At 64.8% G+C, this 26,367-nt stretch carries 20 protein-coding genes; 12 read left to right on the forward strand and 8 right to left on the reverse strand.

Translation table 11 applies throughout. The features are described 5' to 3' along the window. Positions 1–416 precede the first annotated feature (416 nt). The 3 genes from RHO23_RS03450 to RHO23_RS03460 all read left to right on the forward strand — a co-directional run bounded on the left by RHO23_RS03450 (position 417) and on the right by RHO23_RS03460 (position 10,656). Positions 417–9,671, forward strand: coding sequence for a fatty acid synthase subunit beta domain-containing protein (locus tag RHO23_RS03450; RefSeq protein WP_423489160.1), 9,255 nt, complete (start codon positions 417–419; stop codon positions 9,669–9,671). Further along, on the forward strand, positions 9,668–10,072 hold the full coding sequence (locus tag RHO23_RS03455; protein WP_057965097.1) for a holo-ACP synthase: 405 nt from the start codon (positions 9,668–9,670) through the stop codon (positions 10,070–10,072). The genes RHO23_RS03450 and RHO23_RS03455 overlap by 4 nt, the downstream gene beginning before the upstream one ends. 98 nt (positions 10,073–10,170) lie before the next feature. Further along, positions 10,171–10,656, forward strand: a complete 486-nt coding sequence (locus RHO23_RS03460) for an NUDIX hydrolase (protein WP_423488664.1) — start codon at positions 10,171–10,173, stop codon at positions 10,654–10,656. Here RHO23_RS03460 and RHO23_RS03465 read toward each other — a convergent pair. From RHO23_RS03465 to bcp, 3 genes are read right to left on the reverse strand one after another with little or no spacing between them, the layout of a single operon-like run. Beyond that, a complete protein-coding gene (locus RHO23_RS03465; protein ID WP_423488665.1) occupies positions 10,653–12,251 on the reverse strand; it encodes a DHA2 family efflux MFS transporter permease subunit in 1,599 nt (532 codons plus the stop codon). The two genes, RHO23_RS03460 and RHO23_RS03465, sit on opposite strands and share 4 nt — an antisense overlap. A gap of 8 nt (positions 12,252–12,259) precedes the next feature. Continuing rightward, the gene (locus RHO23_RS03470; RefSeq protein WP_217339679.1) at positions 12,260–12,631 is read right to left on the reverse strand and encodes a hypothetical protein; all 372 of its coding nucleotides are present in this window, start codon (positions 12,629–12,631) and stop codon (positions 12,260–12,262) included. Positions 12,632–12,636: 5 nt separating this feature from the next. Beyond that, a complete protein-coding gene (gene bcp / locus RHO23_RS03475; protein WP_046253022.1) occupies positions 12,637–13,110 on the reverse strand; it encodes a thioredoxin-dependent thiol peroxidase in 474 nt (157 codons plus the stop codon). An 83-nt stretch (positions 13,111–13,193) separates the two neighbouring features. On the opposite strand from bcp, the gene RHO23_RS03480 reads away from it, so the two are divergent. The 3 genes from RHO23_RS03480 to RHO23_RS03490 all read left to right on the forward strand — a co-directional run bounded on the left by RHO23_RS03480 (position 13,194) and on the right by RHO23_RS03490 (position 14,635). Continuing rightward, positions 13,194–13,430 (forward strand): DUF3618 domain-containing protein, encoded by a 237-nt coding sequence (locus RHO23_RS03480; protein ID WP_070942653.1) that lies wholly within the window; start codon positions 13,194–13,196, stop codon positions 13,428–13,430. Between the two features lie 72 nt (positions 13,431–13,502). Then, on the forward strand, positions 13,503–14,072 hold the full coding sequence (locus RHO23_RS03485) for a hypothetical protein (RefSeq protein ID WP_070942652.1): 570 nt from the start codon (positions 13,503–13,505) through the stop codon (positions 14,070–14,072). Beyond that, a complete protein-coding gene (locus tag RHO23_RS03490) occupies positions 14,069–14,635 on the forward strand; it encodes a hypothetical protein (RefSeq protein WP_423488666.1) in 567 nt (188 codons plus the stop codon). The genes RHO23_RS03485 and RHO23_RS03490 overlap by 4 nt, the downstream gene beginning before the upstream one ends. Here RHO23_RS03490 and RHO23_RS03495 read toward each other — a convergent pair. Beyond that, the gene (locus tag RHO23_RS03495) at positions 14,632–15,462 is read right to left on the reverse strand and encodes a class I SAM-dependent methyltransferase (protein WP_423488667.1); all 831 of its coding nucleotides are present in this window, start codon (positions 15,460–15,462) and stop codon (positions 14,632–14,634) included. The two genes, RHO23_RS03490 and RHO23_RS03495, sit on opposite strands and share 4 nt — an antisense overlap. Positions 15,463–15,515: 53 nt before the next feature. Between RHO23_RS03495 and RHO23_RS03500 the strand changes: the two genes are divergently transcribed. Next, entirely contained in the window at positions 15,516–16,142 is a 627-nt protein-coding gene (locus RHO23_RS03500) for a TetR/AcrR family transcriptional regulator (RefSeq protein WP_101312214.1), read from the forward strand. Between the two features lie 99 nt (positions 16,143–16,241). Next, entirely contained in the window at positions 16,242–16,619 is a 378-nt protein-coding gene (locus RHO23_RS03505; protein WP_101312213.1) for a hypothetical protein, read from the forward strand. On the opposite strand, the gene RHO23_RS03510 is transcribed toward RHO23_RS03505, so the two are convergent. Continuing rightward, the gene (locus tag RHO23_RS03510; RefSeq protein WP_101312212.1) at positions 16,616–19,519 is read right to left on the reverse strand and encodes an RND family transporter; all 2,904 of its coding nucleotides are present in this window, start codon (positions 19,517–19,519) and stop codon (positions 16,616–16,618) included. The genes RHO23_RS03505 and RHO23_RS03510 overlap by 4 nt on opposite strands. Positions 19,520–19,653: 134 nt before the next feature. Between RHO23_RS03510 and RHO23_RS03515 the strand changes: the two genes are divergently transcribed. Next, entirely contained in the window at positions 19,654–20,868 is a 1,215-nt protein-coding gene (locus RHO23_RS03515; protein ID WP_423488668.1) for a sensor histidine kinase, read from the forward strand. Next, the gene (locus RHO23_RS03520) at positions 20,861–21,517 is read left to right on the forward strand and encodes a response regulator (protein ID WP_064408256.1); all 657 of its coding nucleotides are present in this window, start codon (positions 20,861–20,863) and stop codon (positions 21,515–21,517) included. Before RHO23_RS03515 ends, RHO23_RS03520 begins: the two co-directional genes overlap by 8 nt. Positions 21,518–21,519: 2 nt before the next feature. Here RHO23_RS03520 and RHO23_RS03525 read toward each other — a convergent pair whose 3' ends face one another. From RHO23_RS03525 to RHO23_RS03535, 3 genes are read right to left on the reverse strand one after another with little or no spacing between them, the layout of a single operon-like run. Then, a complete protein-coding gene (locus tag RHO23_RS03525; protein ID WP_030094985.1) occupies positions 21,520–22,008 on the reverse strand; it encodes a DUF1003 domain-containing protein in 489 nt (162 codons plus the stop codon). Then, positions 22,005–23,294, reverse strand: coding sequence for a magnesium transporter MgtE N-terminal domain-containing protein (locus tag RHO23_RS03530; protein WP_057965092.1), 1,290 nt, complete (start codon positions 23,292–23,294; stop codon positions 22,005–22,007). The genes RHO23_RS03525 and RHO23_RS03530 overlap by 4 nt, the downstream gene beginning before the upstream one ends. A 59-nt stretch (positions 23,295–23,353) precedes the next feature. Then, entirely contained in the window at positions 23,354–23,980 is a 627-nt protein-coding gene (locus tag RHO23_RS03535; protein ID WP_423488669.1) for a TetR/AcrR family transcriptional regulator, read from the reverse strand. Between the two features lie 83 nt (positions 23,981–24,063). On the opposite strand from RHO23_RS03535, the gene RHO23_RS03540 reads away from it, so the two are divergent. Together RHO23_RS03540 and RHO23_RS03545 are read left to right on the forward strand one after the other, a co-directional pair. Further along, entirely contained in the window at positions 24,064–24,921 is an 858-nt protein-coding gene (locus RHO23_RS03540) for an SDR family oxidoreductase (RefSeq protein ID WP_217339674.1), read from the forward strand. After that, entirely contained in the window at positions 24,918–26,366 is a 1,449-nt protein-coding gene (locus tag RHO23_RS03545; protein ID WP_423488670.1) for a flavin-containing monooxygenase, read from the forward strand. Before RHO23_RS03540 ends, RHO23_RS03545 begins: the two co-directional genes overlap by 4 nt. Position 26,367: the final 1 nt, after the last annotated feature.

Genomic DNA, 26,367 nt, shown 5'->3' on the forward strand with positions numbered 1-26,367 from the left:
AAACTTGTGACACGTGTCCTGTATTTCTGAGGCCACGACGACCTCTTTGTGGCCGTGGTGCGCGACACGCGCGAACACGTTCGGCGGTATCGGAATCTAACATAACGATTCGATAACAATCGATGTCTGATCTGCGATGTTATACCTACTCGACCGTAACCACCTGCATGCAGCGCGTTTGATTCGGCGGTCAGTAGCCAGCGTGCGGCCTGCTGTTACGTAAGCGGTGGTTACTCTCGCGTAGAACTCGGCAGTAACTATTACGCCAGAAGAAATCGTCACCCCTCTTATGACACTCTTAAATCCAGACCTGCGGTGATGGTGCCTATGAACGTGCCTCAACGCTCCCGATCGACAAGGACGACGACACGGGCGCGGCTGGATTCATGACTGATGGAAAGACGGGTAGCGGCGACGTGACGATTAACGAATACGACAAGGTGACCAGCTCTGAGGACCCCGACGCGAACAGTGCGGTCGATCCCGGTCCCAGCGCGGGTCCCGCGCTGATCGACCGCCTGGAGTCCGGTGAGCCCTACGCAGTGGCCTTCGGCGGCCAGGGCTGCGACTGGCTGGACTCGCTCGCGGAGCTGGCGGCCTCGGCCGGTATCGAATCGGAGCTCGCCACCCTTGCCGGCGAGGCCGAGCTGCGCCTGGAGCCCGTCGCCAAGGAACTCGTGGTGGTGCGCCCGGTCGGCTTCACGCCGCTCACCTGGGTGCGTGCGTTGACCGCTGAGGAGCCGGTACCCGCCGCTGCCCAGCTGACCTCGGCCGCGGTCTCCATGCCCGGCGTGCTGCTGGCCCAGCTGGCCGCCGTCCGCGCGCTGAAGATCCAGGGCCTGGATGTGGCCCAGCTTCCGCCTGTCGCCGTCATCGGGCACTCGCAGGGCGTGCTCGCCGTTGAGGCGCTCAAGGCGCACGGCGATCGCGATGTCGAGCTGCTGGCCATCGCCCAGCTCGTGGGTGCGGCGGCCACCTTGGTCGCGCGCCGCCGCGGCATTGTGGTGCGCGGTAACCGCACCCCGATGGTGTCGGTGACCAATGTCGACCCCGAGCGCATCAAGGCGCTCCTCGACGAGTTCGCCCAGGATGTCCGTACCGTGCAGCCGCCCGCGCTGTCCATCCGCAACGGTCGCCGCTCCGTTGTCATCACCGGCACCCCCGATCAGCTGTCGCGTTTCGAGCTCTACTGCGAGCAGATCGCCGATCGCGAGGCCGCCGAGCGTAAGGACAAGGTGCGCGGAGGCGCGGTGTTCAGCCCGGTCTTCGACCCGGTCAACGTGGAGGTGGGCTTCCACACCCCGCGTCTGGCCGACGGTGTCGAGATCGCCGGCCGCTGGGCGGCCGCCGCGGGACTGGACGTCGAGCTGACCAAGGCACTGACCGAGGCCATTCTCGTCACCCCGGTGGACTGGGTGAACGAGGTGAACCACGTCGCCGACGCCGGCGCCCGCTGGATCCTGGATCTTGGTCCCGGAGACCTGCTGACCCGGCTGACCGCGCCGGTGATCCGTGGCCTGGGGATCGGGATTGTGCCCACCGCCACGCGCGGGGGTCAGCGCAACCTGTTCATGCATGGTGCGGTTCCCGAGGTTGCCCGGGCCTGGACCAGCTTCGCGCCCACCGTGGTGTCGCTGCCCGACGGTTCGGTCAAGCTTTCCACCAAGTTCACCCGCCTCACCGGACGTTCGCCGATCCTGTTGGCGGGCATGACGCCGACAACGGTTGACGCCAAAATTGTTGCGGCCGCCGCGAACGCGGGTCACTGGTCCGAGCTTGCCGGTGGTGGGCAGGTCACCGAGGAGATCTTCAGCAGCCGCATCGAAGAGCTGACCGCCCTGCTCGAACCGGGTCGCCAGATCCAGTTCAATTCACTGTTCCTGGATCCCTACCTGTGGAAACTGCAGGTGGGCTCGAAGCGCTTGGTGCAGAAGGCCCGTCAGGCCGGTGCGCCGATCGACGGTGTCGTGGTGACCGCAGGCATTCCCGAGCTGGAAGAAGCCGTCGCACTCATCGACGAACTCACCGACATCGGCTTCGCCCATATCGTGTTCAAGCCGGGCACGGTTGAGCAGATCCGCTCGGTGGTGCGTATCGCCGCCGAGGTGCCCACCCGGCCGATCATCATGCACGTCGAGGGTGGCCGCGCCGGAGGGCACCACTCCTGGGAAGACCTGGACGACCTGCTGCTGGCCACATATTCGGAGCTGCGCTCGCGTTCCAACATCACCGTCTGTGTCGGTGGTGGAATCGGAACTCCCGAGCAAGCTGCCGAATACCTCAGTGGACGTTGGGCGTTGAAGTTCGGTTTCCCGTTGATGCCGGTCGACGGCATCCTCGTCGGTACCGCGGCCATGGCCACGCTGGAGGCCACCACCTCGCCGTCGGTCAAGCAGATGCTTGTCGAGACCCAGGGCACGCCTGAGTGGGTTCCCGCCGGAAAAGCCCAGGGCGGCATGGCCTCCGGGCGCAGCCAGCTGGGCGCCGACATCCACGAGATCGACAACGCGGCCTCGCGCTGCGGCCGCCTACTCGACGATGTTGCCGGTGATGCCGACGCGGTGGCCAAGCGTCGCGACGAGATCATCGCCGCGATGGAGCTGACTGCCAAGCAGTACTTCGGCGATGCGGCCGAAATGACGTATGCGCAGTGGCTGAACCGCTATGTGGAGCTGTCCATCGGTGACGGCGACAGCACCGCCGATACCGCCGTGGCGCACTCGCCGTGGCTGGACATCACGTGGCGCGATCGCTTCGAGCAGATGCTCAAGCGCGCAGAGGCGCGGTTGCACCCCAAGGAATCCGGTCCCGTCGAGACGCTGTTCGCCGACGAGACGCTGCTGGAACGCCCTGCCGATGCCATCGCGGCACTGCTGCAGCGCTACCCCGAGGCGGCGGCCATCAAGCTGCACCCGGCCGACGTCCCCTTCTTCGTCGCGCTGTGCAAGACACTGGGTAAGCCCGTCAACTTCGTACCCGTCATCGACAAGGATGTGCGTCGTTGGTGGCGCAGCGACTCCCTGTGGCAGGCCCACGACGCGCGCTACACCGCTGAGCAGGTATGCATCATCCCCGGCACCGCTGCGGTGGCCGGGATCACCCGGGTCGACGAGCCGGTGGGCGAGCTGCTCAACCGTTTCGAGCAGACCGCGATCGACGAGGTCGTGGCAACCGGTGCCGAACCGTTGCCGGTGCGCTCGCGGCTGCGTCGCCGCTGGGATGTCGAGGGCCCATTGGCGACCGTCCTGGATGCCCCAGATGTGCTGTGGTCCGGGCGAATTGCCGTCAACCCGGTGCATCGGATCGCCCCGGATGGTGCCTGGCAGGTCTTCGAGGACCGCACCGCGTCGCACCCGTCGACCGGTGCACGCCTGGAGGTCACCGGCGACGACTCGGTGCGCCTGAGCGTGCCGCTGTCCGGCATCTGGGTCGACATCGATCTGACCTTGCCTGCCACCACTCGCGACGGTGGTACCCCGGTGGTCACCACTGAAGCTGCGGGCGCCGCCATGCGGACCGTGCTCGCGGTTGCCGCCGGCGCCGAGGATCCGGCCGGCCTTCCGCTGGTGGAAAACGGTACGGCACGTGTTGTCGCACAGTGGGATCCGGAGCGCGTTGCCGACCACACCGGCGTTACCGCCGTCCTTCCGGCGCCGCTCGCGCCCGGGTCGTCGACCGTGCCCGACGCGCTGGTCGGCCTGTGCTGGCCCGCGGTGTTCGCCGCGATTGGCGATGCCAAGACCGCGGACGGTACGGGCGTCATCGAGGGTCTGCTCTCGCTGGTGCACCTGGACCATGCCGCCCACCTGATCGCCGCTCTCCCCGCTGAAGCAGCCGAACTGTCTGTTACCGCAACGGCTTCCGTGGCGACCGACACCGAGGTCGGCCGGGTTGTACCGGTTGACGTGACCGTGGCGGCAGCGGATGGCACCGTGTTGGCGACGCTGCAGGAGCGCTTTGCGATTCTGGGCCGCAACGGGGCGGCCGAGCTCACCGACCCGGTCCGTGCCGGTGGTGCGCTATCTGAGCACGAGGCGGACACCACTCGTCGCCGCCGTCGTGACGCAAAGATTTTCGCGCCCACCGACATGCGGGCGTTCGCAGTGGTTTCAGGCGACCACAACCCGATCCACACCGATAAGTCGGCCGCGCTGCTGGCCGGACTGGGATCACCGATCGTGCATGGCATGTGGCTTTCGGCCGCCGCGCAGCACGTGGTCACCTCTGCCGATGGCTCCAGCACTCCGCCGCGCACGCTGGTCGGTTGGACCTCGCGATTCCTGGGGATGGTGCAGCCGGGAGACGAGGTTGACGTTCGGGTTGACCGTGTCGGAATCGATTCCGGCGCAGAGGTTGTAGAGATCCAAGCCAAGGTCGGCAGCGACCTGGTGATGTCTGCGACCGCTCGGCTCGCAGCCCCCAAGACGGTGTACGCCTTCCCGGGGCAGGGCATCCAGCACAAGGGTATGGGCATGGACGTGCGTTCACGTTCCAAGGCCGCCCGCAAGGTCTGGGACAACGCCGACAAGTTCACCCGTGAGCGTCTCGGCTTCTCAGTGCTGCACGTGGTCAAGGACAACCCGACGAGCCTTATCGCAGGTGGCGTTCACTACCAGCACCCCGAGGGCGTGCTGTACCTGACGCAGTTCACCCAGGTGGCGATGGCCACTCTGGCCACCGCGCAGATCGCCGAGATGAAGGAATCCGGTTCGTTCGTCGAGGATGCGATCACGTGTGGTCACTCCGTCGGTGAGTACACCGCGCTGGCCACCGTCAGTGGCGTCATTCCGCAGGACGGTCTGCTCGAGGTGGTGTTCCACCGCGGGTCGGCGATGCACGACATCGTGCCGCGAGATGAGCAGGGGCGCAGCAACTACCGCCTCGCCGCGATCCGCCCGTCGCAGATCGGGCTGGAAGACGCCGATGTCAGCGCGTTCGTCGCGGGGATCGCCGAACACAGCGGAGAATTCCTGCAGATCGTGAACTTCAACCTGCGGGGCTCGCAGTACGCCATCGCCGGAACGGTGCGCGGCCTGGAGCTGCTGGAGGCCGAGGTCGAGAAGCGTCGCGAAGAGTTCGGTGGCAGGCGCTCCTTCATCATGGTGCCGGGCATCGACGTGCCGTTCCACTCCGAGGTGCTGCGGGTCGGCGTTGCCGAATTCCGCCGTTCGCTGGAGCGGGTGCTGCCCATGGACGGCGACCCGAACCTGATCATCGGGAAGTACATCCCGAACCTGGTGCCCAAGCCGTTCACCCTGGATCGTGAATTCATCCAGGAGATCCGGGATCTGGTTCCCGCCGAACCGCTCGACGAGGTGCTGGCCGATTACGACACCTGGCGCAACGAGAAGCCGGTGTTGTTGTGCCGCAAGGTGCTTATCGAGCTGCTCGCCTGGCAGTTCGCCAGCCCGGTGCGGTGGATCGAGACCCAGGACCTGCTGTTCACCGAGGAGGCCGCCGGCGGCCTTGGTGTGGAGCGCTTCGTCGAGGTGGGCGTGAAGTCCATGCCGACCGTCGCCGGTCTGGCCAACAACACCCTGAAACTGCCCGAGTACAGCCACAGTTCGATTGAGGTGCTCAACGTCGAGCGCGATCACGCGGTGCTCTTCGGAACGGACAGCGATCCCGAGCCCGAGCCTGAAATCGAGGAGCCCGCGGAAAGCACTGCCGCCGCGGCGTCTGCCGAAGCTGCACCGGCCGCGGCGCCTGCGGCTCCTGCGGCGCCGTCGGGCGGCCCGCGTCCGGAGGACATCGGCTTCGACGCCTCCGATGCGACGCTTGCGTTGATCGCGCTCTCGACCAAGATGCGCATCGATCAGATCGAGCCGGTGGACTCCATCGAGAGCCTCACCGACGGTGCGTCCTCGCGTCGTAACCAGCTGCTGGTCGACCTGGGCTCCGAGCTGAACCTGAGCGCTATCGACGGTGCCGCCGAGGCGGACCTGTCCGGATTGCGGGTGCAGGTCACCAAATTGGCGCGTACCTACAAGCCGTTCGGCCCGGTGCTTTCGGACTCGATCAACGACCAGCTCAAGACGGTCTTCGGACCTTCGGGTAAGCGTCCGGCCGCCATCGCCGAGCGGATCACCAAGACCTGGGAACTGGGTCCGGGCTGGGTCAAGCACGTCACGGTCGAGTTGGCGCTGGGTACCCGTGAGGGCACCAGCGTCCGCGGTGGCGACCTCGGCGGCCTGGCACCGAGCACGCTGGCGGACGGTAACGCCGTCGATGCCGCGATCGACGCCGGTGTTGCGGCAGTGGCCGCGCGCCGTGGCGTCGGGGTATCTCTGCCCTCGGCCGGTGGAGGCGGCGGTGCGACCGTCGACGCTGCCGCGCTGAGCGAGTTCACCGACCAGATCACCGGTCGCGACGGCGTTCTCGCCTCGGCCGCACGTCTGGTGCTCGACCAGCTGGGTCTGTCGGCCCCGATCGCCACTTCGGACGGGGCGACCGATACCGAGCTCATCGAGCTGGTTTCGGCCGAATTGGGTTCGGACTGGCCGCGTTTGGTGGCGCCGAGCTTCGACGGCAAGAAGGCCGTGGTGTTCGACGACCGCTGGGCCAGCGCCCGCGAGGATCTTGCGCGCCTGTGGATCACCGACGAAGGTGAGATCGACAGCCAGTGGGCACAGTTGGCCGAGAGCTTCGAAGGTGCCGGGCATGCCGTTGGCGCTCAGGCCAATTGGTGGCAGGGCAAGTCGCTGGCACAGGGCCGCAACGTGCACGCCTCGCTGTACGGGCGGATCGCCGCCGGCGCTGAGAGCCCCGAGCAGGGCAAGTGGGGCGGCGAGGTCGCGGTGGTGACGGGTGCTTCCAAGGGCTCGATCGCCGCATCCGTGGTCGCGGCGCTGCTGTCCGGTGGTGCGACGGTTGTCGCCACCACCTCGCGTCTTGACGAGGACCGGCTGGCGTTCTACCGCAACCTGTACCGCGAAAGCGCGCGGTTCGGCGCCAAGCTGTGGGTCGTACCGGCCAACATGGCCTCGTACGCCGATATCGACGCGCTGGTGCAGTGGGTGGGCACCGAGCAGTCCGAAAGCCTTGGGCCGATGTCGATCCACCTCAAGGACGCGCAGACCCCAACGCTGTTGTTCCCGTTCGCCGCACCGAAGGTGGTCGGGGATCTGTCGGAAGCCGGTTCGCGTGCCGAGATGGAGATGAAGGTGCTGTTGTGGGCCGTGCAGCGGCTCATCGGTGGCTTGTCGGCCATTGGAGCTGAGCGCGATATCGCCTCGCGTCTGCATGTGGTGCTGCCGGGTTCGCCGAACCGCGGCATGTTCGGTGGCGACGGTGCATACGGCGAGTCCAAGGCGGCGCTCGATGCACTGGTCACCCGCTGGAAGGCGGAGTCGTCGTGGGCGTCGCGAGTCAGCCTGGCGCACGCGCTGATCGGCTGGACCCGTGGCACCGGGCTGATGGGTCACAACGACGCCATCGTCACCGCCGTCGAAGAGGCGGGAGTCACCACGTACTCCACCGCGGACATGGCATCCATGCTGCTGGCGCTGTGCTCACCTGAAGCACGCGTGCAGGCCGCACAGACACCGGTCGAGAAGGACCTCACCGGTGGGCTGGCCGAGGTCGAACTCGACATGGCCGAGCTGGCCGCCAAGGCCCGCGAGGACATGGAGGCCAAGGCGAAGGCCGAGGCCGCCGCGTCCGCCGACGACGAGGACGACCCGAACCTCATTGCGGCACTGCCGTCTCCGCCGCGCGGTTACACCTCGACGCTGCCTCCCGAATGGGCCGACCTCGACGTCGACCCGGCCGATCTGGTGGTCATCGTCGGCGGTGGCGAGCTGGGCCCGCTGGGCTCCTCGCGTACCCGCTACGAGATGGAGGTCGACGACGAACTGTCGGCCGCCGGCGTGCTGGAACTCGCGTGGACCACCGGACTGGTCAAGTGGGAGGACGATCCCGAGGCCGGTTGGTACGACACCGAATCCGGTGAACTGGTGCCGGAATCGGAGTTGGTGGAGCGTTACCACGACAAGGTGGTCGCCAACATCGGTGTCCGCGAGTTCGTCGACGACGGTGCGATCGACCCCGATCACGCTTCGCCACTGCTGGTTTCGGTGTTCCTGGACAAGGACTTCACCTTCACGGTGTCGACCGAGGCCGAGGCTCGCGAGTTCGTGAAGTGGGACCCCGAGCACACGGTGATCCAGCCGTTGGCGGATGGCAGCGACTGGCAGGTGACCCGCAAGTCGGGTACCGAGGTTCGGGTGCCGCGCAAGACCAAGCTGTCGCGGACCGTGGGTGCCCAGATTCCGACCGGTTTCGATCCCACCGTCTGGGGCATCACCCCGGACATGGTCAGTTCCATCGACCGGGTGGCGCTGTGGAACATGGTCGCGACGGTGGATGCGTTCTTGTCGGCGGGCTTCACCCCGACCGAGCTGATGCGCTGGGTGCACCCCAGCCAGGTGGCCAACACCCAGGGCACCGGTATGGGCGGCATGACCTCGATGCAGACCATGTACCACGGAAACCTGCTGGGCCGTAACAAGCCGAACGACATCCTGCAGGAAGTGCTGCCGAACGTCGTTGCCGCGCATGTGGTGCAGTCCTACGTCGGTTCCTACGGCTCGATGATCCACCCGGTGGCCGCGTGCGCCACCGCGGCGGTGTCCGTCGAGGAAGGTGTCGACAAGATCCGCCTCGGCAAGGCGCATCTGGCACTGGCCGGCGGTTTCGATGACCTGACGCTGGAGGCCATCATCGGCTTCGGCGACATGGCCGCGACCGCCGACACCGAGATGATGCGGGCCAAGGGCATTGCGGACAAGCGGTTCTCGCGGGCCAATGATCGTCGTCGCCTTGGGTTCGTCGAGGCGCAGGGCGGCGGCAGCGTGCTGCTGGCACGCGGTGATCTGGCGCTCAAGATGGGTCTGCCGGTGCTCGCGGTGGTCGCGTACGCACAGTCGTTCGGTGACGGTGTGCACACCTCCATCCCGGCTCCGGGTCTGGGCGCGCTCGCGGCCGGACGCGGTGGCAGGGATTCGGATCTGGCGCGCTCGCTGAACAAGCTGGGCGTCACCGCCGATGACATCGCCGTGATCTCCAAGCACGACACGTCAACGCTCGCCAACGATCCCAACGAGACCGAGCTGCATGAGCGGCTCGCCGCCTCGCTGGGGCGCTCGGATGGTGCGCCGCTGTTCGTCATCTCGCAGAAGAACCTGACCGGCCACGCCAAGGGCGGCGCCGCGGTGTTCCAGATGCTTGGCCTGTGCCAGGTGCTGCGCGACGGCGTCATTCCGCCGAACCGCAGCTTGGACTGTGTCGACGATGAACTGGCCACCAGCCAGCACTTCGTGTGGCTGCGCGAGTCGCTGCCGCTCAAGGAGAAGCTGCCGTTGAAGGCGGGTCTGGTGACAAGCCTGGGCTTCGGTCACGTGTCGGGTCTGGTCGCGCTGGTGCATCCGCAGGCGTTCATCGCCTCGCTGCGTCCGGAGGATCGTGACGACTACGAGAAGCGCTCGCGTGGGCGTGTTCTCGCCGGACAGCGTCGCCTGGCCTCGGCCATGGCCGGCGGCCGCCCGATGTACGAGCGGCCGGACGGACGTCGCTTCGACCATGACCACGATGAGTCGGAGAAGCGCCAGGAAGCGTCGATGCTGCTTGATCCAGGTTCGCGCCTGAGTGAGGACGAGGTCTACCACCGGTGATTGTCGGTATCGGGATCGACCTGGTCACCATCTCCGAGTTCGGAGAGCAACTAGCGAGTCCCGGAACGGCTTTCGGGTCCGCGTTCACGCCGGGGGAGCGGCGCGACGCGGCCTCGAAGACTGGTGGAGAGGCGCGCTACTTGGCTGCCCGCTGGGCCGCTAAGGAGGCCGTCATCAAGGCGTGGTCGGGGTCGCGGTACTCGCAGCGGCCGGTGTTACCGGAGAACATCCACCGGGACATCGAGGTCGTGACGGACACCTGGGGCCGTCCCCGTATACGGCTTTCCGGGGCGATCGCCGAGTACCTCGCCGATATGACGGTGCATGTGACTCTGACGCATGACGGCGACACCGCGGCGGCATTCGTCGTCCTGGAACAGGAAGGTGAATCGCCTTCCTAGCGTCGAGTGTGCGGATACAGCTGGTTTTCGCGCAGATATCGACTTGATTCGCACACTCGCCTCGGCCGGATACGGACTCGGTCTGTTAAGAAGTGCCTATGCCGGTTCCGGAATTCGTCATCGAGTTGCGTCGACACATCGGACATGCGCCGCTGTGGTTACCGGGCGTGACCGCTGTGGTCATTCGAGATGAACAAGTGCTGCTGGTCAAGCGGGCCGACAATGGCGTCTGGACGGCGGTAACCGGAATCGTCGACCCCGGCGAGAATCCGGCCGACTGCGCCGTCCGGGAAGTGCTGGAAGAGGCCGGCATTCGCGCGATACCCCGACGGCTGGCGTGGGTGCATGTGACCCGGCCGATGGTTCATGTCAATGGGGATCACGCTCAGTACCTGGACCACGTGTTCCGAATGGACTGGGTTGCCGGATCACCCTTTCCCGCGGACGGCGAGAACGATGCCGCGCAGTGGTTCGATATCGCCGCGATGCCGGACATGACGGTGGATATGCGCCGCCGGATCGAACTTGCGGCGGACACCGACAGCGCCGCCACGGTTTTCGATATCACTGACCCGCAGGACTAGGAGAGCGGTGCATGCTCTGTTGAGGCGGCCGGGGCGATGAGAAATGTCGCGGCAAGTCCCAGCGCGAGGAACGCCGCGGCTAGGTAACTGCCCAACTCGACTCCATGGGCCATCGCCTGGCGCGCGGCATCGGCGACGGCCTCGGTCTGGGGTTGACGCGCGAACCCGTCGATGGCAGCACCCGCACTGCGGACGACCGCACGGGTGAGCGCATCGGATTGATCGGCTGGCAACCCGGTGGACGCGAGAGTGCCGCTGAGCCGTGCGCTGATGGCGCTGAAGAAGGCCGTCGTCAGCACGGCGATCCCGAGGGCCGAGCCCAGCTGCCGGAACACGCTTTGCATGCCCGACCCTTGACCGGAGCTACGTTCGGGTACATCGGCGAGCACCACGTTGGTCACCTGAGCGGTGGCGAATCCGATGCCGATCCCATACACGAACAGCGCCGCCGCGATGGCCCACCAGGTGCTGTCGGGCCGGGCGATGTAGCCGAGCGCCGCCAACCCCACTGCCTCCAGCGCCAGCCCGATGCGCACCAATCCCAACGCCGAGATACGTGACGTCATAGGGAAACTGGCGCCACTGGCGACGAAACTGCCGAGTGCAATGGGTACCAAAGCCAATCCCGCCTCAACGGCGCTGTATCCCAACGCGAACTGCAGCCACAGCGGAAGGACGGCCACGATGCCGAATTCGCCCATCCCGATGATCAGCGTGGCGATATTGCCGTTGCGGAACGAGCCGATGGAGAAGAGCCGCACGTCCATCAGTGCGGTGGTCGGCCGCGCGGGATCGATATCGCGTGTCAGAGTGACCTGGCGGATGACAAAGGCGATGAGGGACAACGCTGCCAGGACGAGTGCGACGAAAACCGGTGATACGTTGAGCGTCCAGCGCATGCCGAGCACCTCGAAGGGTTCGGTGCTGCGGACCCACCCGTAGGTGCGACCGTCAATCAGACCGAAGGCGAGCAACCCCAGCCCGAGGATCGAGAACACCGCCCCGGCGACATCCACGCGTGCCTGAGTGCGCGGTGAGCGTGGGATGAACGCCAGTGCGCCGATACAGATCACCGCGACAAGCGGGATATTGATGCCGAAAGCCCAACGCCACGAGGCGTGTTCGGCGAGCCATCCGCCGAGCAGCGGACCCAGGGCCGTCGCGGCTCCGATGGTCGACCCCCAGATGGCGAACGCCTGGCCCCGGGCCTTTCCGGTGAACTGCGCATTGAGCAGTGCAAGCGACGTCGGCAGGATCAGCGCGGCCCCGGCACCTTGCAGGAAGCGGGCCAGTATCAACCAGCTTCCGGTGGTGGCCATACCGGCCAGCAAGCTCGTCACACCGAAAATCACTACCCCGGTAAGGAAGACGCGGCGGGCGCCGAGAATGTCAGAGAATCGTCCGACAAGCAGCAGCAGCGCCGCGAAGACGATTGCGTATGACTCCTGTACCCACTGCGCCTGTGCCGACGTGACGCCGAGGTCGCGCACGATCGAGGGGATGATGACGTTGACAATCGTCGTATCGACGACGATCAGCGCCACTCCCAATGCGATGGCGGCCAAGCCCAGCCACTTGCGGGCACCCTCTGGCACGGACGTCCTCAACGGCCTGAGGTTTCAGAATCGCTCTGATCCCATGCCGCAACGGGCAAGGTCAGATAGACGCCGGCAGTCTGTTCGTCCGCGATGACGTTTCGTACCGCGTCGTGGATTGCCTCGGCGCGACGCTGACGGTCCTGCGCTCGGTCGCTGAACCACTTCGACTTCACCTCGACGAGTACGTCGATATCGAAACGGTCGAAGGGGCCGACCTCGTGGAACCGGATCAGGACGTCACCGGGTTGTAGATGGTGGTCATAAGGTTCGTCCGTGCATTGCACCGCCAATGAGACCGCGTCGGGAAGGACTTCGGCGAGCCGTGTGCGAGTGCCATCGGTGACGGTGGGGCCGCAGGTGATGTCGATCAGTGGCATTTGGTCTACACGGAGATGTCGCGGCGCAGCTTCGCGACGTGTCCGGTGGCTTTCACGTTGTACTGCGCCACCTCGATCTTGCCCTTTTCGTCCACGACGAAGGTGGATCGGATGACGCCCTCGACGATCTTTCCGTACAGCTTCTTCTCGCCGAAGGCGCCGTATGCGGTCAGCGTCGTCTTATCGGGGTCGGACAACAGCGGGAAGTTCACGCCATCGCGTTCGCGGAACTTGGCGAGTTTCTCGGGCTTGTCGGGGGAGATACCGATGACGTCGAGGCCCGCCTCGTTGAGCTGGGCGAGGCTGTCACGGAAGTCGCAGGCCTGTTTGGTGCAGCCGGGCGTCATGGCGGCCGGGTAGAAGTAGATGATGACCTTGCGGCCCTTGTAGGAGGACAGCGACACCTTCTTGCCATCGGCGTCGAGCAAGGTGAACGCCGGGGCCTTGTCGCCAACTTCGAGCCGCTTGGTTTCCGCCATGACCGATGCCTTTCTGTTGACCCGTACAGTTGTTGCCCTAGGGTAGTTGCTTGAGTTTCAACCGCGGACGTGGAGGAGTACACGTGGCCAGGGATCCCGAGGCAATCAAGGCCGATATCGACAAGGCCCGCGATCAGCTCGCGGCGACTGTCGACACCCTGAGTGACCGCGCAAATCCGCAGCGTCTGGCCGAAGACGCCAAGGCCTCGGTGCTGGCGACTCTCAACAAGCCGGCCATCAAATTCACCATTCTCGGTGTCGGCGCGATAGTTGCCGCACTGGTGGCGCGCAAGGTTGTGCGCAAGTTCCGTCGCGACTGATTTAGTGCTCGCCAGGCGATGCAATGGCGACTTCCTATATCGCATTGACATGCGATTAGTTACATTGAGCAAGTGGAGCTGCGCTTGCTGTTTGAACCTGCATGGGTTCGGTACGTGGTCTTTCTGGCGTATGGGTGGCTGCTTGCCGGGTTGTTTGTCCTCTTCGGCGCGCAGTGGGATGGGCCGGAGAAGCAGTTCTGGATCGTCGTAGGCTTCAGCGCTCTGGGGTTGTTAGTCGGCTGGTCCTGGAAGTTCCACGCCCGGCGCTATCACCGGCTCATGGGTGACGTTCCAGCTGGTCAATATCGCGACGTCTACCGGGCGATCACACGCGGGCGGGTGCCGGAGGATCGAGCTTTGCGATCGGCAGCTATCGCGGTCGCGCAGCGGTACCTGAAACAAGCGATGCAGGGGAGACGCTTCGGCATCGGAATGTCCGTGCTGTGGGTTGGCGCCTGCGTATTCAACGCTCGGGCGATGAACTGGGACGGGAGTGCTCCTAACGTCTCCGTGGCGTGGCTGGGGTTCGCGGTCCTGGCGGCATTCCAGGCCGTGCAGAATTTTCGCGTTCCGCGGATTGTGAAGGCACGGCTGCAACTCCTGGCGGATGCCGACCAGCCGGTAGTGGGTGAACCCGTATGACGGTCCGACTGGCGCTCTCCCCGCTGTGGGTGCAGTTGCTCGCATCGATCGCGATCTGGTGGGCAATGGGAAGCCTCGTGTTGGGCTTCTGGCGGTCAGGTGGGCAGCAGCCCAGCGAGCACGTGGGTTGGTGGATCGCCGTCGGTATTGGCGGGATGGTGTTTGGGGCACTGGGTGCGGCCATAGGACAGGTAGATGGTGTGAAGTATCGCGCCGTCGTGAAAGATATTGCACCCCAGCATTCTCGGCAGGCCGCGAGGATTTTGGTGCGTGGCGCAATGCCCACCGATCCCTCGGTAAGAGTCGCGGCTATTCGTCTGGCTGACGTGTATTTGTGGCGCGCCGGGCAGCTACCCCGATTCTTCGGGCCAATGATTTTGTCCGCCATCATTATCTGGACCGGTATGGCGATTCTGCAGGGCTTTGACGGGGGTGTAAATCCCGTGATCGCAGTGACTAGCCTGCCGATCTGGCTGTGCTTGGCCGTGCAGATCTACTACGTCGTTCCGCTTGTCGAAGCACGACGCGTTCTGATGCTGAATTTCGAAGGCGCGCAGGCTTAGAACTCGAAACGCAGGATGCGCGCGGAACGTCTCATCGACGGGCTGTATCGCGCCAGCCGTGACGATATCTGCAGCCACTTCGGAAAGAGTTCCACCTCGGGGGCGTCCACCAGGCTGAACTCTTCAACGAACCGCAGCTTCGGGTTCCAGCGCTCCGGGGTACGCGGATCGTCATAACCTTCGAACCCGCGCAGCTGATTGACCTTCTTGAACATCTTCTGTGGAAACAGCTTTGAGATCCACACGCCCACCACCATGCGGCCGTAGTCGTTGAATGCGAGCTGTCCGCTGGGAAAGTGATCGGTGACGGCTCGCATCGTGGCGATGATCTGCTCCTTGGTCAGGAACGCGAAGGACCCGTCGGCGACCACCATCGCCGGACGGTCCGACGGTATTGCGTCGATCCACGTCGGGTGGGTGACCGACACCCCGATGGTGTGCTCACCGGTCCCCGGGGGCATGACTTCATCACGCAGCCTGGCCATCCCGGGCAGATCGACGCTGTACCAATCGACGGTAGGTGGCGGTTGGATGCGTCGATACCCGTCGTCGAGACCCGCTCCGAGATCGACCACCACCGCGTTGGGGTGCTTGACGATGAACCTCCGCACGCGATCATCGAGAAGTTTTGCGCGTAAAGAGGATTGGCATACCACGGGGGCTATTACCCCCAGTGCATCGAAGTCGTAGTCGATCGCGGCGACAGCGGCTGTCGCTCCCGGATCCGGAAGGATCGGTCGCTGCCAGCCGTCATTGACGGCCCGTGCCTTCAGGGTGAGAAAGGCGGTCTCTTCCTCCGGGGTGATTCCGCTGGTGTCGATGCCCATGCCGTCGACTATACAAGCGTGTAGCCAATTGTCCAGGCGTGTAATATGCGGCGATGGAGACCGTGGACCCCGACGACCTCACCGCCCGCGCCCGCATCCGTGATGCCGCGCTGCATGAGTTCGGTGAGAGGGGGTACGACGGTGCGACCATTCGAGGCATCGCCGCGCGAGCGGGGGTCTCCTCCGGGTTGTTGCGGCATCACTTCGGGTCCAAGCAGGAACTGCGCGAGGCATGCGATGAATACCTCGTCAAGACGATGCGGAACATCAACGAGCAGGTCCGGATAAACGTGGAACGCGGTGATGTGCATTATGTTTCGGCGCGCATTCCGATCGGCCAATACCAGGACTACATCACCAGGGCTTTGGTCGACGGCTCCGCGGGCCAGGTGTTCGACGAGATGGTCGCAATGACCGAGGGCTGGCTGGCCAGTGCCGACCAGAATCGTGTGTTTCCGGCCGATATCGACGTCAAGTCCCGTGCCACCGTCATCACCGCGATGGCCATGGCGGTGCCACTGCTTCAGCAACATGTTTCGCGTGGGCTTGGTGTTGATGTCGGTTCGCCCGAGGGTGAGCTGAAAGTGGCGGCCACGCTCGTCGATATCTACGCCAACCCTCTGTTGACCCCTGAGCAGGCAAATTCGGCTCGTGAGGATCTCGCGCGCAGAATGGGATAGCTATATTTATCGCGCAATATTCGCTGCAGGCATCGCACTTGCCCCACTACCTGGTTACTCTATGTGCGTGCGAAGTTTCCGCGCGCGGCTGGAGCCTCGATGATTATTGTCGCTGGTCTGAGGGTAGATGCGACCGTGGCCAAAGCTGCGGCGATGCTGCTGTACGTCGTCGGATTTGCGTTCACGGTGTTCTTCGGCATCGATAGTGTGCGGCTTGCCGTGGTGTTTCTTGTCGGGATCGCAGCGACGGCACTGCACTACTGGCCGGACCGTGACAAGTTCGACCGGATCTCGATAGCGGTTGCGGTCGGCCTGATGCTCGCCTTTGCGCTCGACGCATGGTCGACCTGGGTTATCGACGGGACGCTGGTGCCGGGTATCGGAATCGGCGTGGCGCGCCTGTTGGCATGGCTGCTCTCGGTGGCCGGCATCCTGGCGTTTCCGCGCCGGCTCATCGACAGGGATGCCGACGGCTAGGCCCCGGTTCGTTCCAGCCGTGATGGCCGCGTCAGCAGGTATGCGAGCACCCCGGCCGTGCGGGGCGAGCGCGCCTTCGACCACCTGAACAACAGCCCGCGCAGCAGCGGTGCCGGTGACCACCAGAACCACTTGCCCAGCAGGCCCGCCACCGCAGGCACGACGAACGTTCTGACGATGAGCGTGTCGATGATCAACCCGACCCCGATGGCGGTGCCCACCTGCTCGATACTCAAAACGTCACTGGAAAGCATGGCGAACATGGTGATACCGAAGACGATCCCCGCCGTCGTGACCACCCCGCCCGTGCCGCCGAAAGCGCGGATCATTCCCGTGCGCAGTCCGGCGCCGTCCAGGAAGATCTCTTCACGCATGCGCATGGTGAACAGCAGGTTGTAGTCGGCGCCTACCGCGACCAACGCGATAAGGGCGATCGAGGGAACCGACCAGTGCAGGTCGCGTCCCAACATGTCATGCCAGATCAGGGTGGTGATTCCCAGCGCCGAGGCATAGGAGATGACCACGGTGCCGATGACCACCGCTGCTGCCACCGGGCTGCGCAGCATCACCAGCACGATGAGGAAGACCAGCGCCAGCGCCACGGCCGCCAGTAGTAAGAAGTCGTCGCTGACATATCCGCGCAATTCGGCTGTGCCGGTGCCGAATCCAGCAATGTTCACGGTGCTACCGGCGAGGGTGCCCTCCTTGGTGGCCTCGCTCACCGCGAGGGTGATCTGCGGAGACCGGTGGGCGCCGTCCGCGCCGAACACTTTGCCGTCCCCGAACACCAGCATGCGGGTCGAGCGGCCGTCTGGGGCGAAGTACAGCCCGGCGGCGCGCTGGAAGCGCGGGTCCTGCCAGGCCCGCTGGGGTAGGTAAAAACCTCCCTCGCCGCTGCTGCGGAAATCCTCGCGCATGGCGCGCAGGTATTCGGTCAGCCCGGAGAACATGGTGCGTGTCTCACCGACTGCCTTGGTCAGTTGATCGGTGATCGTGCTGAGCTGCGCCACCGTCGCTCGCATGTTCTTGACCGAGTCCACCGCCCCGGAGAAGGATTTCTGCATTCCCTGGGCGCCGGTACCGAACTTGGCAGTGCTGGCCGTCAGCGATGCGGTCGCCGCCACCACGGAATCCATCGGTTCGACCGCCTTGAGAACCAGCGAGCAGATGCCGTCGTTGGCACAGTTGGGGTTGCCGTTGGTGAAGTTCCGTAAAGGCTCCATGTAACCGGAGACCTGGGACACGTTGTCCTGCAGTGCTTTCATTCCCGAGTGCATGTCTCCGACGCCGCCGTTGAGTTCGCCCAACCCGCTCACGCCGCCCGCGAGACCGTTCTGCAGTTGCGCGATCGCCTTGGAGAATTGGCCCAGCGTTGCCGAGAGCTGGTCCACGGCTCCAAGACGTTGGCTCATCTGGGTGGTTCCGTCGTCCAGCTGATCGGCGATGATTCCCGCTTGTTCGGTCAATGCCGCCTGCTCGGGGATGGCACCTGCCGGGCGCGAGGCCGACTGGACCATCCGAATGCCGGGAATCTCCATGAGCTTCTTGGTGACTCGCTCGATACCGATGACTCCCGCTGGGTTACGCAAATCATGGTCGGATTCGATCGAAACGATCTCCGGCAGCAATCGGTTCGGCGGGAAATGCCTGTCCATTGCCTGATAGCCCCGGTTGGCGTGTGTGGAAAGCGGCTGCGAGGCAAGCTCATCGAAGCCAAGGCGCAGGCCGGCCACAGGAATGGCGCACACCATGAGCACTAACGCCGAACCGACGAGGACGGGCCCTGGCCAACGCGCGACCATCGTGCCCACTCTGCGCCACCGGCGCCCCGGCTGTCCGCGTAGTGGGCGGGGCTGGGCCAACCCGCGGCGGCCGGCCAGCCCGATGAGCGCGGGAAGCAGCGTCAGCGATGCCGCCATGCCAGTGAGGATTCCTATGGCACAAGGTAATCCGGCGCTGCGCAGCATGCCTACCTGGGCGAACATGAGGCAGGAGAGGGCGGCGGCGATGGTCAGCCCGGATGCCGCGATGACCGGCGCTACGCTGCGGTTGGCGATTTCGAGTGACTGCTCATGCTCGAGCCCTGAACGTCGCTGTTCGTGATAACGCCCGAGTAGGAAGATGCCGTAATCGGTCGCCGCGCCGAGCACCAGGGCGGCCAGCAGCGCGACCGAGAAAATGGAGACCTCGATGAGATTGCGTTCTCCGAGGAAGGCGACGATCGAGCGCGCCACCCCCAGGCCCATGCCCACGGTGATCAGAGGAATGGCAGCGGTGATGGCAGATCGGTAGACGGCGAAGAGCAGTACCGCGATGAGCACCACGGTGACGCCGGTGATCATCAGCATCTGGGTGTCGATGGACGTGAGCTCATCGGCGATGGTGGCGCCGGGCCCGGTGACCCAGGGGTGCATCCCTGCTGGTGCGGGCTCGTCGGCGACGATCTGACGGACCGCGTCCAGGGACGCGTTGGCCTGCGCACCGCCGAGCTCGCCGGTCACGCGCAGCATGGTGTACACAGCCTTCCCGTCGGGGCTGATTGCGCCTTCGGCGGTTAGCGGGTCCGCCCACAAGTCCATCGCCGAATCCAGATGGGCGGTGTCTGCGCGCAGTTTCGCCAGGAGCCGATCATGATACTGGTGCTCGACAGGCCCCAATTTGTGGTCGCTCTCGAGGACCAGGTAGTTGAGGTTCCCGCCGTCGCCGTCCTGGAACTGCCTGCCCATCACGGCACCCGCGGTATTCACTGGGGCACTTTGTGGCAGGAACCCGCGCGCATGGTTATGTGCCGTGCTTTCCACCTGCGGCACAAGCAGATTGCCTGCCGCTGCGGCGAGTACCCAAATCCCGATGACGAGAAACGCGTATCGGCTGCAGAACCTTGCGATGGCTTCCCACATGCATGCCGACGCTACGGAGAGGCAGTGAGGCCGGCGTCGTGCTGTGGGCGAGACTTGCTCTCCTACCGTGGTAGGAGACGCGAATCCGCGCGAAGCATGATGTGTGACGCCGTGACCGCCTCTACGCTGGCGCTATGGATTGGTTCCGGGAGACTGCGTTGCAGCGCCGTGCTCTGGTGCCGTACGAATTTCCGTGGGCCGTGCCGCTGGTCATGTACAGCAGCACGCTGCTCATCGTGGGTTGCTCTGTCCTGCAGCGAGGTTTCACCCGTCCGTGGCTGCTGGCCTTAGCGGCCCTGCTCGCGTTGACCCCGATACTGTCGTTCATCATCGCTGGCCGCAAGCTGAACGCGTTCTGGACCGTGGCGTTTGCGCTGGCGGGGGTCGGGTTATTTCTCACCTGGCCGGCCAATGTCGTCGATGGTGCGCCCTTCCTGCTGATGTTCACGCTCGGGGAAGTGGGAGCCATCGCGTCGGTGCGCGCTGGTCTTCTCGCGGTTGGCGCCTGTGTGGCACTGCTCGTGGCGGCCGAACAGCTGCATCACCTTGGGACCTTCTCGCTCTACATGGTGTTCTTTGTGCTCTGCGGGTGGTTGATCGGGCGCATCATGCAACTACAACAACGCCTGCTCTTACAGGAACGCGCACAGCAGGTGCGCATGCTGGAGCAGGCAGCTTCCGATGAACGACGCCGCATCGCACGTGAAATCCATGATGTGATAGCGCATTCCCTGTCCGTGACGATGCTTCATCTGACCGGGGCGCGGCGGGCATTGCAGGAGGATCACGATGTCGATGATGCCGTCGCCGGATTGCTCGATGCCGAACGTCTTGGGCGTCAGGCGATGTCGGATATCCGCGGCACGGTGGGGTTGTTGAGCGCTGGTCCCGGCGGAACCGAGCCGATGCGGCTGTCGCCCGAACCCGGCATCTCCGATATACCTGATCTGGTCGCTGATTTCACGGCGGCGGGGATGGCAGTGGAATCACATATCTACGGGTCAGGTGAGTCCGTCAGCGCTGGAGTGGGTTTGGCGCTGTACCGCGTGGCTCAGGAATCTTTGGCCAATATCGCCAAGCATTCGCCTAGGTCGTCGGCGGCGGTTCTCCTTGATATCAACGGGTCGGCGGCCAGTTTGACCGTGAGTAACGACTTGGCCGCGGGATTACCCCACGACGTGTGCTCGGGGGGCGGTCTCGCAGGCATGCGGCAGCGCATTGAGATGCTCGGCGGCGAGTTCCGTGCCGGGCGGGCGGACGACGGCTGGACAGTCTCGGCCAGCGTCCCATTGGAAACCGATGGGGCTCCGTGCCGCGTGCGGCGAAAGGTGTTATGGCGTCATGACTGATACCGAAGTGGGCGTGCTGCTGGTCGACGATCAGGAGCTGGTGCGCACGGGACTGCGCCGGATTTTGCGTCGCAAGGACGGATTCTCGATTGTCGGGGAGTGCGCGGATGGCAGTGAGGTAGCAGCGGCGGTCACCCAGGCGCGGCCCGATGTGGTGATCATGGATCTGCGTATGAAGCAGATGAGCGGTATCGAGGCGATCCGATTGCTGCACGCCGCCGAGGGGCCGCCGGCATTGGCACTCACCACATTTGACGACGACGAGCTGCTGTCCGGTGCGCTGCGTGCCGGTGCCGCCGGGTTCATTCTCAAGGATTCTCCGGCCGAAGAGCTGGTCCGCGCCGTGCATGCGGTCGCCCGTGGTGAGGCATATCTGGATCCGTCGGTAACATCGCGGGTTCTCAGTGCCTATCGACGCGCACCCGCCGCCAGTACCGGTGCCGCCGAGGAAAAGCTCACCGTACGGGAGCTGGATGTGTTGGCGCTCATCGCATCCGGCGCGAACAATTCCGAAATCGCCGAGCAGCTGGTGATATCCGAGGTGACGGTCAAGAGCCACATCGGCCGAATTTTCGTCAAACTCGATCTGCGAGATAGGGCCGCGGCCATCGTATATGCCTACGACCACGGCATCGTGACGCCCAAATAGGGTTACTGGGTCTCTTTTACGCGAAGCCCCTCGATGGCCTCGTGCAATTCTTCAAGCTCACGGCGCAGATAGTCGCGGGTGGCGACCTCTCCCACCGCGAGCCGCAGCGCCGCCAGCTCCCGTGCCAGGTATTCGGTATCGGCCTTGGTTTGTTCGGCGCGCCTGCGGTCTTCTTCCAGCGACACCCGGTCGCGGTTTTCCTGGCGGTTCTGGGCCAGCAGGATCAGCGGCGCGGCGTAGGCGGCCTGGGTGGAGAAAGCAAGGTTGAGCAGGATGAAGGGATAGGGATCCCATTGGAAGCCCACCGCGAAGAGGTTCAAGATGATCCAGACGATGACGAACACCGTCTGCATGGCGAGATAACGTCCCGTGCCCAGGAACCGGGCGATGTTCTCGCTGACCCGGCCGACTGCCTCGACATCGAGGCCGAGCGACAGACGCCGGGAGGTCCGTGGAGTATCAAGCCGCTGCCGCGCCGATGCGTCGCTCACGAACGGTTACCTCCCGTCACGCTCTCGGGTTCGTCGGCGCGCCAGCCGTCGGGCATCAAGTGATCCAGTACGTCGTCGACCGTAACGGCGCCGAGCAAGTGGTTCTCCCTGTCGATCACGGGACCGCACACCAGGTTGTACGCGGCGAAGTAACGGGTGACCTCGGCCAACGGCGCCTCGGCATCCAGGTAGGGCAGGTCGGTATCGAGAATGCCGCCGACCATCGCATAGGGGGGCTCACGCAGCAGCCGCTGCAGGTGCACGCATCCGAGATAGCGCCCGGTGGGTGTCGCCGTGGGTGGCCGGACCACGAAGATCAGCGAGGAGAGCGCCGGGGTCAGATCCGGATCACGCACGCGGGCAAGAGCTTCGGCCACTGTGGTGTTGGGGCTCAGGATCACCGGTTCCGGGGTCATCATGCCGCCGGCGGTGTTGGGGGAGTGGGTCAGCAGCCGTCGGACGGGCTCGGAGTCCTCTGGATCCATCAGCGCCAGAAGCGATTCGGCCTCTGCGGGCGGCAGTTCGCCCAGCAGGTCGGCGGCGTCGTCGGGGTCCATGGCCTCCAGCACGTCGGCGGCGCGCTCATCTTCCAGCTTGGTGAGCACCTCGGCCTGATCGTCCTCGGGAAGCTCCTGCAGGATGTCGGCCAGGCGTTCGTCGTCGAACGCGCCCAGTACCTCGTCGCGCCGCTTGGGCGGAAGCTCACGGATCGCATCGGCCACCTCGACGGGCCGCATGCCCTCGAACTGGAGCATGAGCTGGGCCACGCCCTGTCCGGGCAGGTTGAGTGCCGACGGCGTCAGTCCGTGGATGTGGTTCCATCCGGTGACCTGTACGCCGCTACGCCGGCCCAGTCGTCGTGGGCTGCGCACGGCCACCCGGGTGACCACCCAGTCGCGGGTGCGGGTCTGCTCGAGGCCCAGATCAACCACGACAAGATCGACGCCTTCGAACTGTTCGAGCTCGGGGTCATCGGTGCGCACCGTGGTGTCCAGGACCTGCCCGAGCACCAGTGCTTCGCTGGGACGCTGTTCGAAGCGGCGCAGTGAGACGTTTCCGGTGTTCAGCGTCACCGATCCGGGCTCGATGGCGGTGACGCGCAGCATAGGAACGAATATTCTTCGGCGCGTGAGCATTTCAACAACCAGGCCAATGACCCGCGGCTGTTTTCGGGCAACGCCGATCGCGATCACGACATCGCGTACCCGTCCGATCGATTCGCCGTCCGGGCCGAGAACCACCAGGCCTGAGAGCCTGGCTGCGAACACCTTGCTCACTGCGGCCATGGTGCAAGGTTAGGGGGTAGGCCTTGCGGCGCCCTGCGCCGGTGCCGCGAGTTGGGTGCTTAGGAGCCGATTCCGCCGTACATGAGGGCGATGACGGCGGCCGAGAATCGCTTGCTGTCCTGCACCTCGCCGCCCCGTGAGGCATGCAGGCCGGTGGCCAGGATCATCCCGGTCACGGCTCGGGCGGTGTACTCCGTATCGAGATCGGCACGCAGGTAGCCTTTTTCGACCCCATGTCGAAGGTAGGCCTCGGTCAGTTGGTCACTTGTGACGAGCATGCCGAAGACGCGCTCGCGTAGCTCGTTGTCGACCGAACCCGCTTCCAGCAGAAGTAGTGGCAACTGTGGGTTGTCCCGGAACAGGTCCGCAAGCGCGGCACCAATGCGCACCGACTGTTGGCGATACTGCTCGATATCGTCGGCCAGCCCTGCGGCGTTCTCCGCGCCGATCGCCTGAAAGATCTGTTCGGTGACGTCATCGATGACATGCTCGATGATGTCCCGCTTGCTCTTGAAGTACCGGTAGAAGGTCCCATGGCCGATCCCGATCCGTCCGGCGATGTCCGCGACACCCGTCGCGTGGTAACCCTGCTCGGAGAAGCACGCGAACGCAGCGTCCAGAATCTCTTGCCGCATCTCCAGCTTCTTGCGCTCGGCGCGACTGAGTGTGGACGGGCTGGACGTCATAAGCCGCGATCCTACCGACCTTGACACCCGTCGAGAATGACATATCATTCCGAAACTGACAAGCCATTCCGTTGGAGGTTGATGTGAGTCGTTATCCGAAGATTGAGCTGCCAGGCGCGGTGGTCGTCATCACCGGTGGAGCCAGGGGAATCGGTGCTGCCACCGCGCGCCTTTTCGCCGATAAGGGGGCCGATGTCTGGATCGGTGATGTCGATGACGTGGTCGCCAAAGAGACCGCGGACACGATTCCGCGTGCACAGTCCGGCGTGCTCGATGTCACCAAGCCCGAGTCCTGGGCCGCGTTTCTTGATCGGGTGCGCGCCGAGTCGGGCCCGATCGACATCCTGATCAACAACGCGGGCGTGATGCCGCTGGGGGGATTTGTCGAGGAGAACGAACGCACCACCGATCTGATTCTCGATGTGAACGTGCGCGGTCCGCTCAACGGTGCGCGGGCCGCGTTGCCTGAGATGGTGGCGCGGGGGCGTGGGCACATCGTCAACGTGGCGTCCATGGCCGGCAAGCTGGCCGTTCCCGGCATGGTCACCTACAACGCGTCCAAGTTCGGCGCGGTGGGGCTTTCCGTCGCGCTACGCAAGGAGTACGCAGACAGCGGCGTCAGCATCAGCTCCGTACTGCCGAGCGCGGTCCGCACCGAGTTGGCCTCGGGCGCGCCGCTGGGCAAGGGGATGCCGACCGTCGACCCGGAGGACGTGGCGGCCGCGATCGTGCGCAGTGTCGAGACTCGTCGCGCACAGATCTCGGTGCCGGGCTGGCTCGCATTCGGATGGGGTCTGGTGGATCTGTTTGTGCCCGAACCGCTTGAGCGACTTGGCCGCCGGCTCATCGATGACCGTCGCGCGCTGACCTCGCTGGACCTGAACGCCCGTGGCGCGTACATCGAACGCATCGAGCGGCAGAGCAAGGAGCACCAGAAGTGAGCGAACGGCGCAGTCCCAGAGTTGTCGTCGTCGGCGCCGGTATGGCCGGAATCGCGGTGGGGCACAAGCTCAAAGAGGCCGGTTTCGACGATTTCACCATTCTGGAGAAGGGTGATGACGTCGGCGGCGTCTGGTACTGGAACCGCTATCCGGGGCTGACCTGCGATGTACCCTCCCAGGCCTATCAGTACCCCTTTGCGCCACGCACCGACTGGCCACGACTCTTCGCCACCGGTGCGGAGATCCAGGCGTATCACCGCACGGTCGCAGAGGATCTGGGGGTCATGCCTCATATTCGGTGCGGGCAGGAGGTCACCGCCGCGGAGTTCACCGGTGCGGGCTGGCGGGTTACCACCGCAGCGGGGGAGCTACTGGAGTGCGATTTTCTGATCGCCGCCACCGGCGTGCTGCACCACCCGAACATTCCCGACATCCCAGGGCTCGACAGCTTCCGCGGCAAGGTGGTGCACACCGCGCGGTGGGATGACTCGGTGCAGCTGGAAGGAAAGCGTGTCGCCGCGATTGGAACGGGCTCTACTGGGGTGCAAGTGGTTTCGGCGATGCAACCCATCGTCGAGCAGGTGACCTCATTCATCCGGACACCGCAATGGGTGCTGTGGGCACCGATGGCGATGCGGCAGCCGAAGTTCGTCTCCAAGCTGCTGGAGGCGCTGCCCACCGAACGCATCGTGCGATTCAGCGCGTTGACGGGCACCGACGCGTTGGTGAACATCGTGACCCGGCCCAGCTGGGGTCGGCGTCTGGTGCAGCAGTACGCGCGGGCGTGTCTGCACCTGATCCGCGACAAGGAGTTGCGTCAGAAACTGACCCCGGATTACGAGCCGCTGTGTAAGCGGCAGGTCTTGTCCGGGTCGTTCCATCGCGCCGTCCAGAAGCCGAATGTCGAGATCGTCACCGACCGCATCGACAGGGTCACGCCAACCGGCATCGTGACGGTCGACGGTGCCGAACGTGAATTCGACGTGATAGTGCTGGCCACCGGATTTCAGGCGCACAACTACATGCGGCCGATGAATCTGGTTGGCAAAGACGGATATTCGATTGATGAGGCATGGGAGAAGGGGCCCAAGGCGTACCGGATGACCGCCATCCCCGGCTTCCCGAACTTCTTCACCGTGCTCGGCCCGAACTCGCCGACCGGATCGATCTGGCTTCAGCACACGGCTGAGCGCACCGCCGAATACATCATCAGCTGGCTACATCGCTTCGCCCGTGGCGAGATCACCACGGTTGAAGTGAGCCGCGAGGCGACCGATGAGTTCAACATCCAAGCACGCGAGGCGATGAAACCCACGGTGTGGGCGACCGGTTGCAACTCCTGGTATCTCACCGAAGACGGATCGGTAGACCTGTGGCCCTTCGATCGAAAAACCATGGAGCGCATGCTCGCCTCACCCGAGGAGAGTCACTACATCGTGCAGTGAT

The organism is Mycobacteroides sp. PCS013 (genome assembly GCF_049532645.1).
Taxonomy (GTDB): domain Bacteria; phylum Actinomycetota; class Actinomycetes; order Mycobacteriales; family Mycobacteriaceae; genus Mycobacterium; species Mycobacterium gwanakae.

Excerpts from the sequence above, each read along its gene's own strand:
- RHO23_RS03460 (WP_423488664.1), top strand. The coding sequence starts at position 10,171 with ATGCCGGTTCCGGAATTCGTCATCGAGTTGCGTCGACACATCGGACAT.
- RHO23_RS03470 (WP_217339679.1), bottom strand. The coding sequence starts at position 12,631 with ATGCCACTGATCGACATCACCTGCGGCCCCACCGTCACCGATGGCACT.
- bcp (WP_046253022.1), bottom strand. The coding sequence starts at position 13,110 with ATGGCGGAAACCAAGCGGCTCGAAGTTGGCGACAAGGCCCCGGCGTTC.
- RHO23_RS03490 (WP_423488666.1), top strand. The coding sequence starts at position 14,069 with ATGACGGTCCGACTGGCGCTCTCCCCGCTGTGGGTGCAGTTGCTCGCA.
- RHO23_RS03495 (WP_423488667.1), bottom strand. The coding sequence starts at position 15,462 with ATGGGCATCGACACCAGCGGAATCACCCCGGAGGAAGAGACCGCCTTT.
- RHO23_RS03500 (WP_101312214.1), top strand. The coding sequence starts at position 15,516 with ATGGAGACCGTGGACCCCGACGACCTCACCGCCCGCGCCCGCATCCGT.
- RHO23_RS03505 (WP_101312213.1), top strand. The coding sequence starts at position 16,242 with ATGATTATTGTCGCTGGTCTGAGGGTAGATGCGACCGTGGCCAAAGCT.
- RHO23_RS03510 (WP_101312212.1), bottom strand. The coding sequence starts at position 19,519 with ATGTGGGAAGCCATCGCAAGGTTCTGCAGCCGATACGCGTTTCTCGTC.
- RHO23_RS03515 (WP_423488668.1), top strand. The coding sequence starts at position 19,654 with ATGGATTGGTTCCGGGAGACTGCGTTGCAGCGCCGTGCTCTGGTGCCG.
- RHO23_RS03520 (WP_064408256.1), top strand. The coding sequence starts at position 20,861 with ATGACTGATACCGAAGTGGGCGTGCTGCTGGTCGACGATCAGGAGCTG.
- RHO23_RS03530 (WP_057965092.1), bottom strand. The coding sequence starts at position 23,294 with ATGGCCGCAGTGAGCAAGGTGTTCGCAGCCAGGCTCTCAGGCCTGGTG.
- RHO23_RS03535 (WP_423488669.1), bottom strand. The coding sequence starts at position 23,980 with ATGACGTCCAGCCCGTCCACACTCAGTCGCGCCGAGCGCAAGAAGCTG.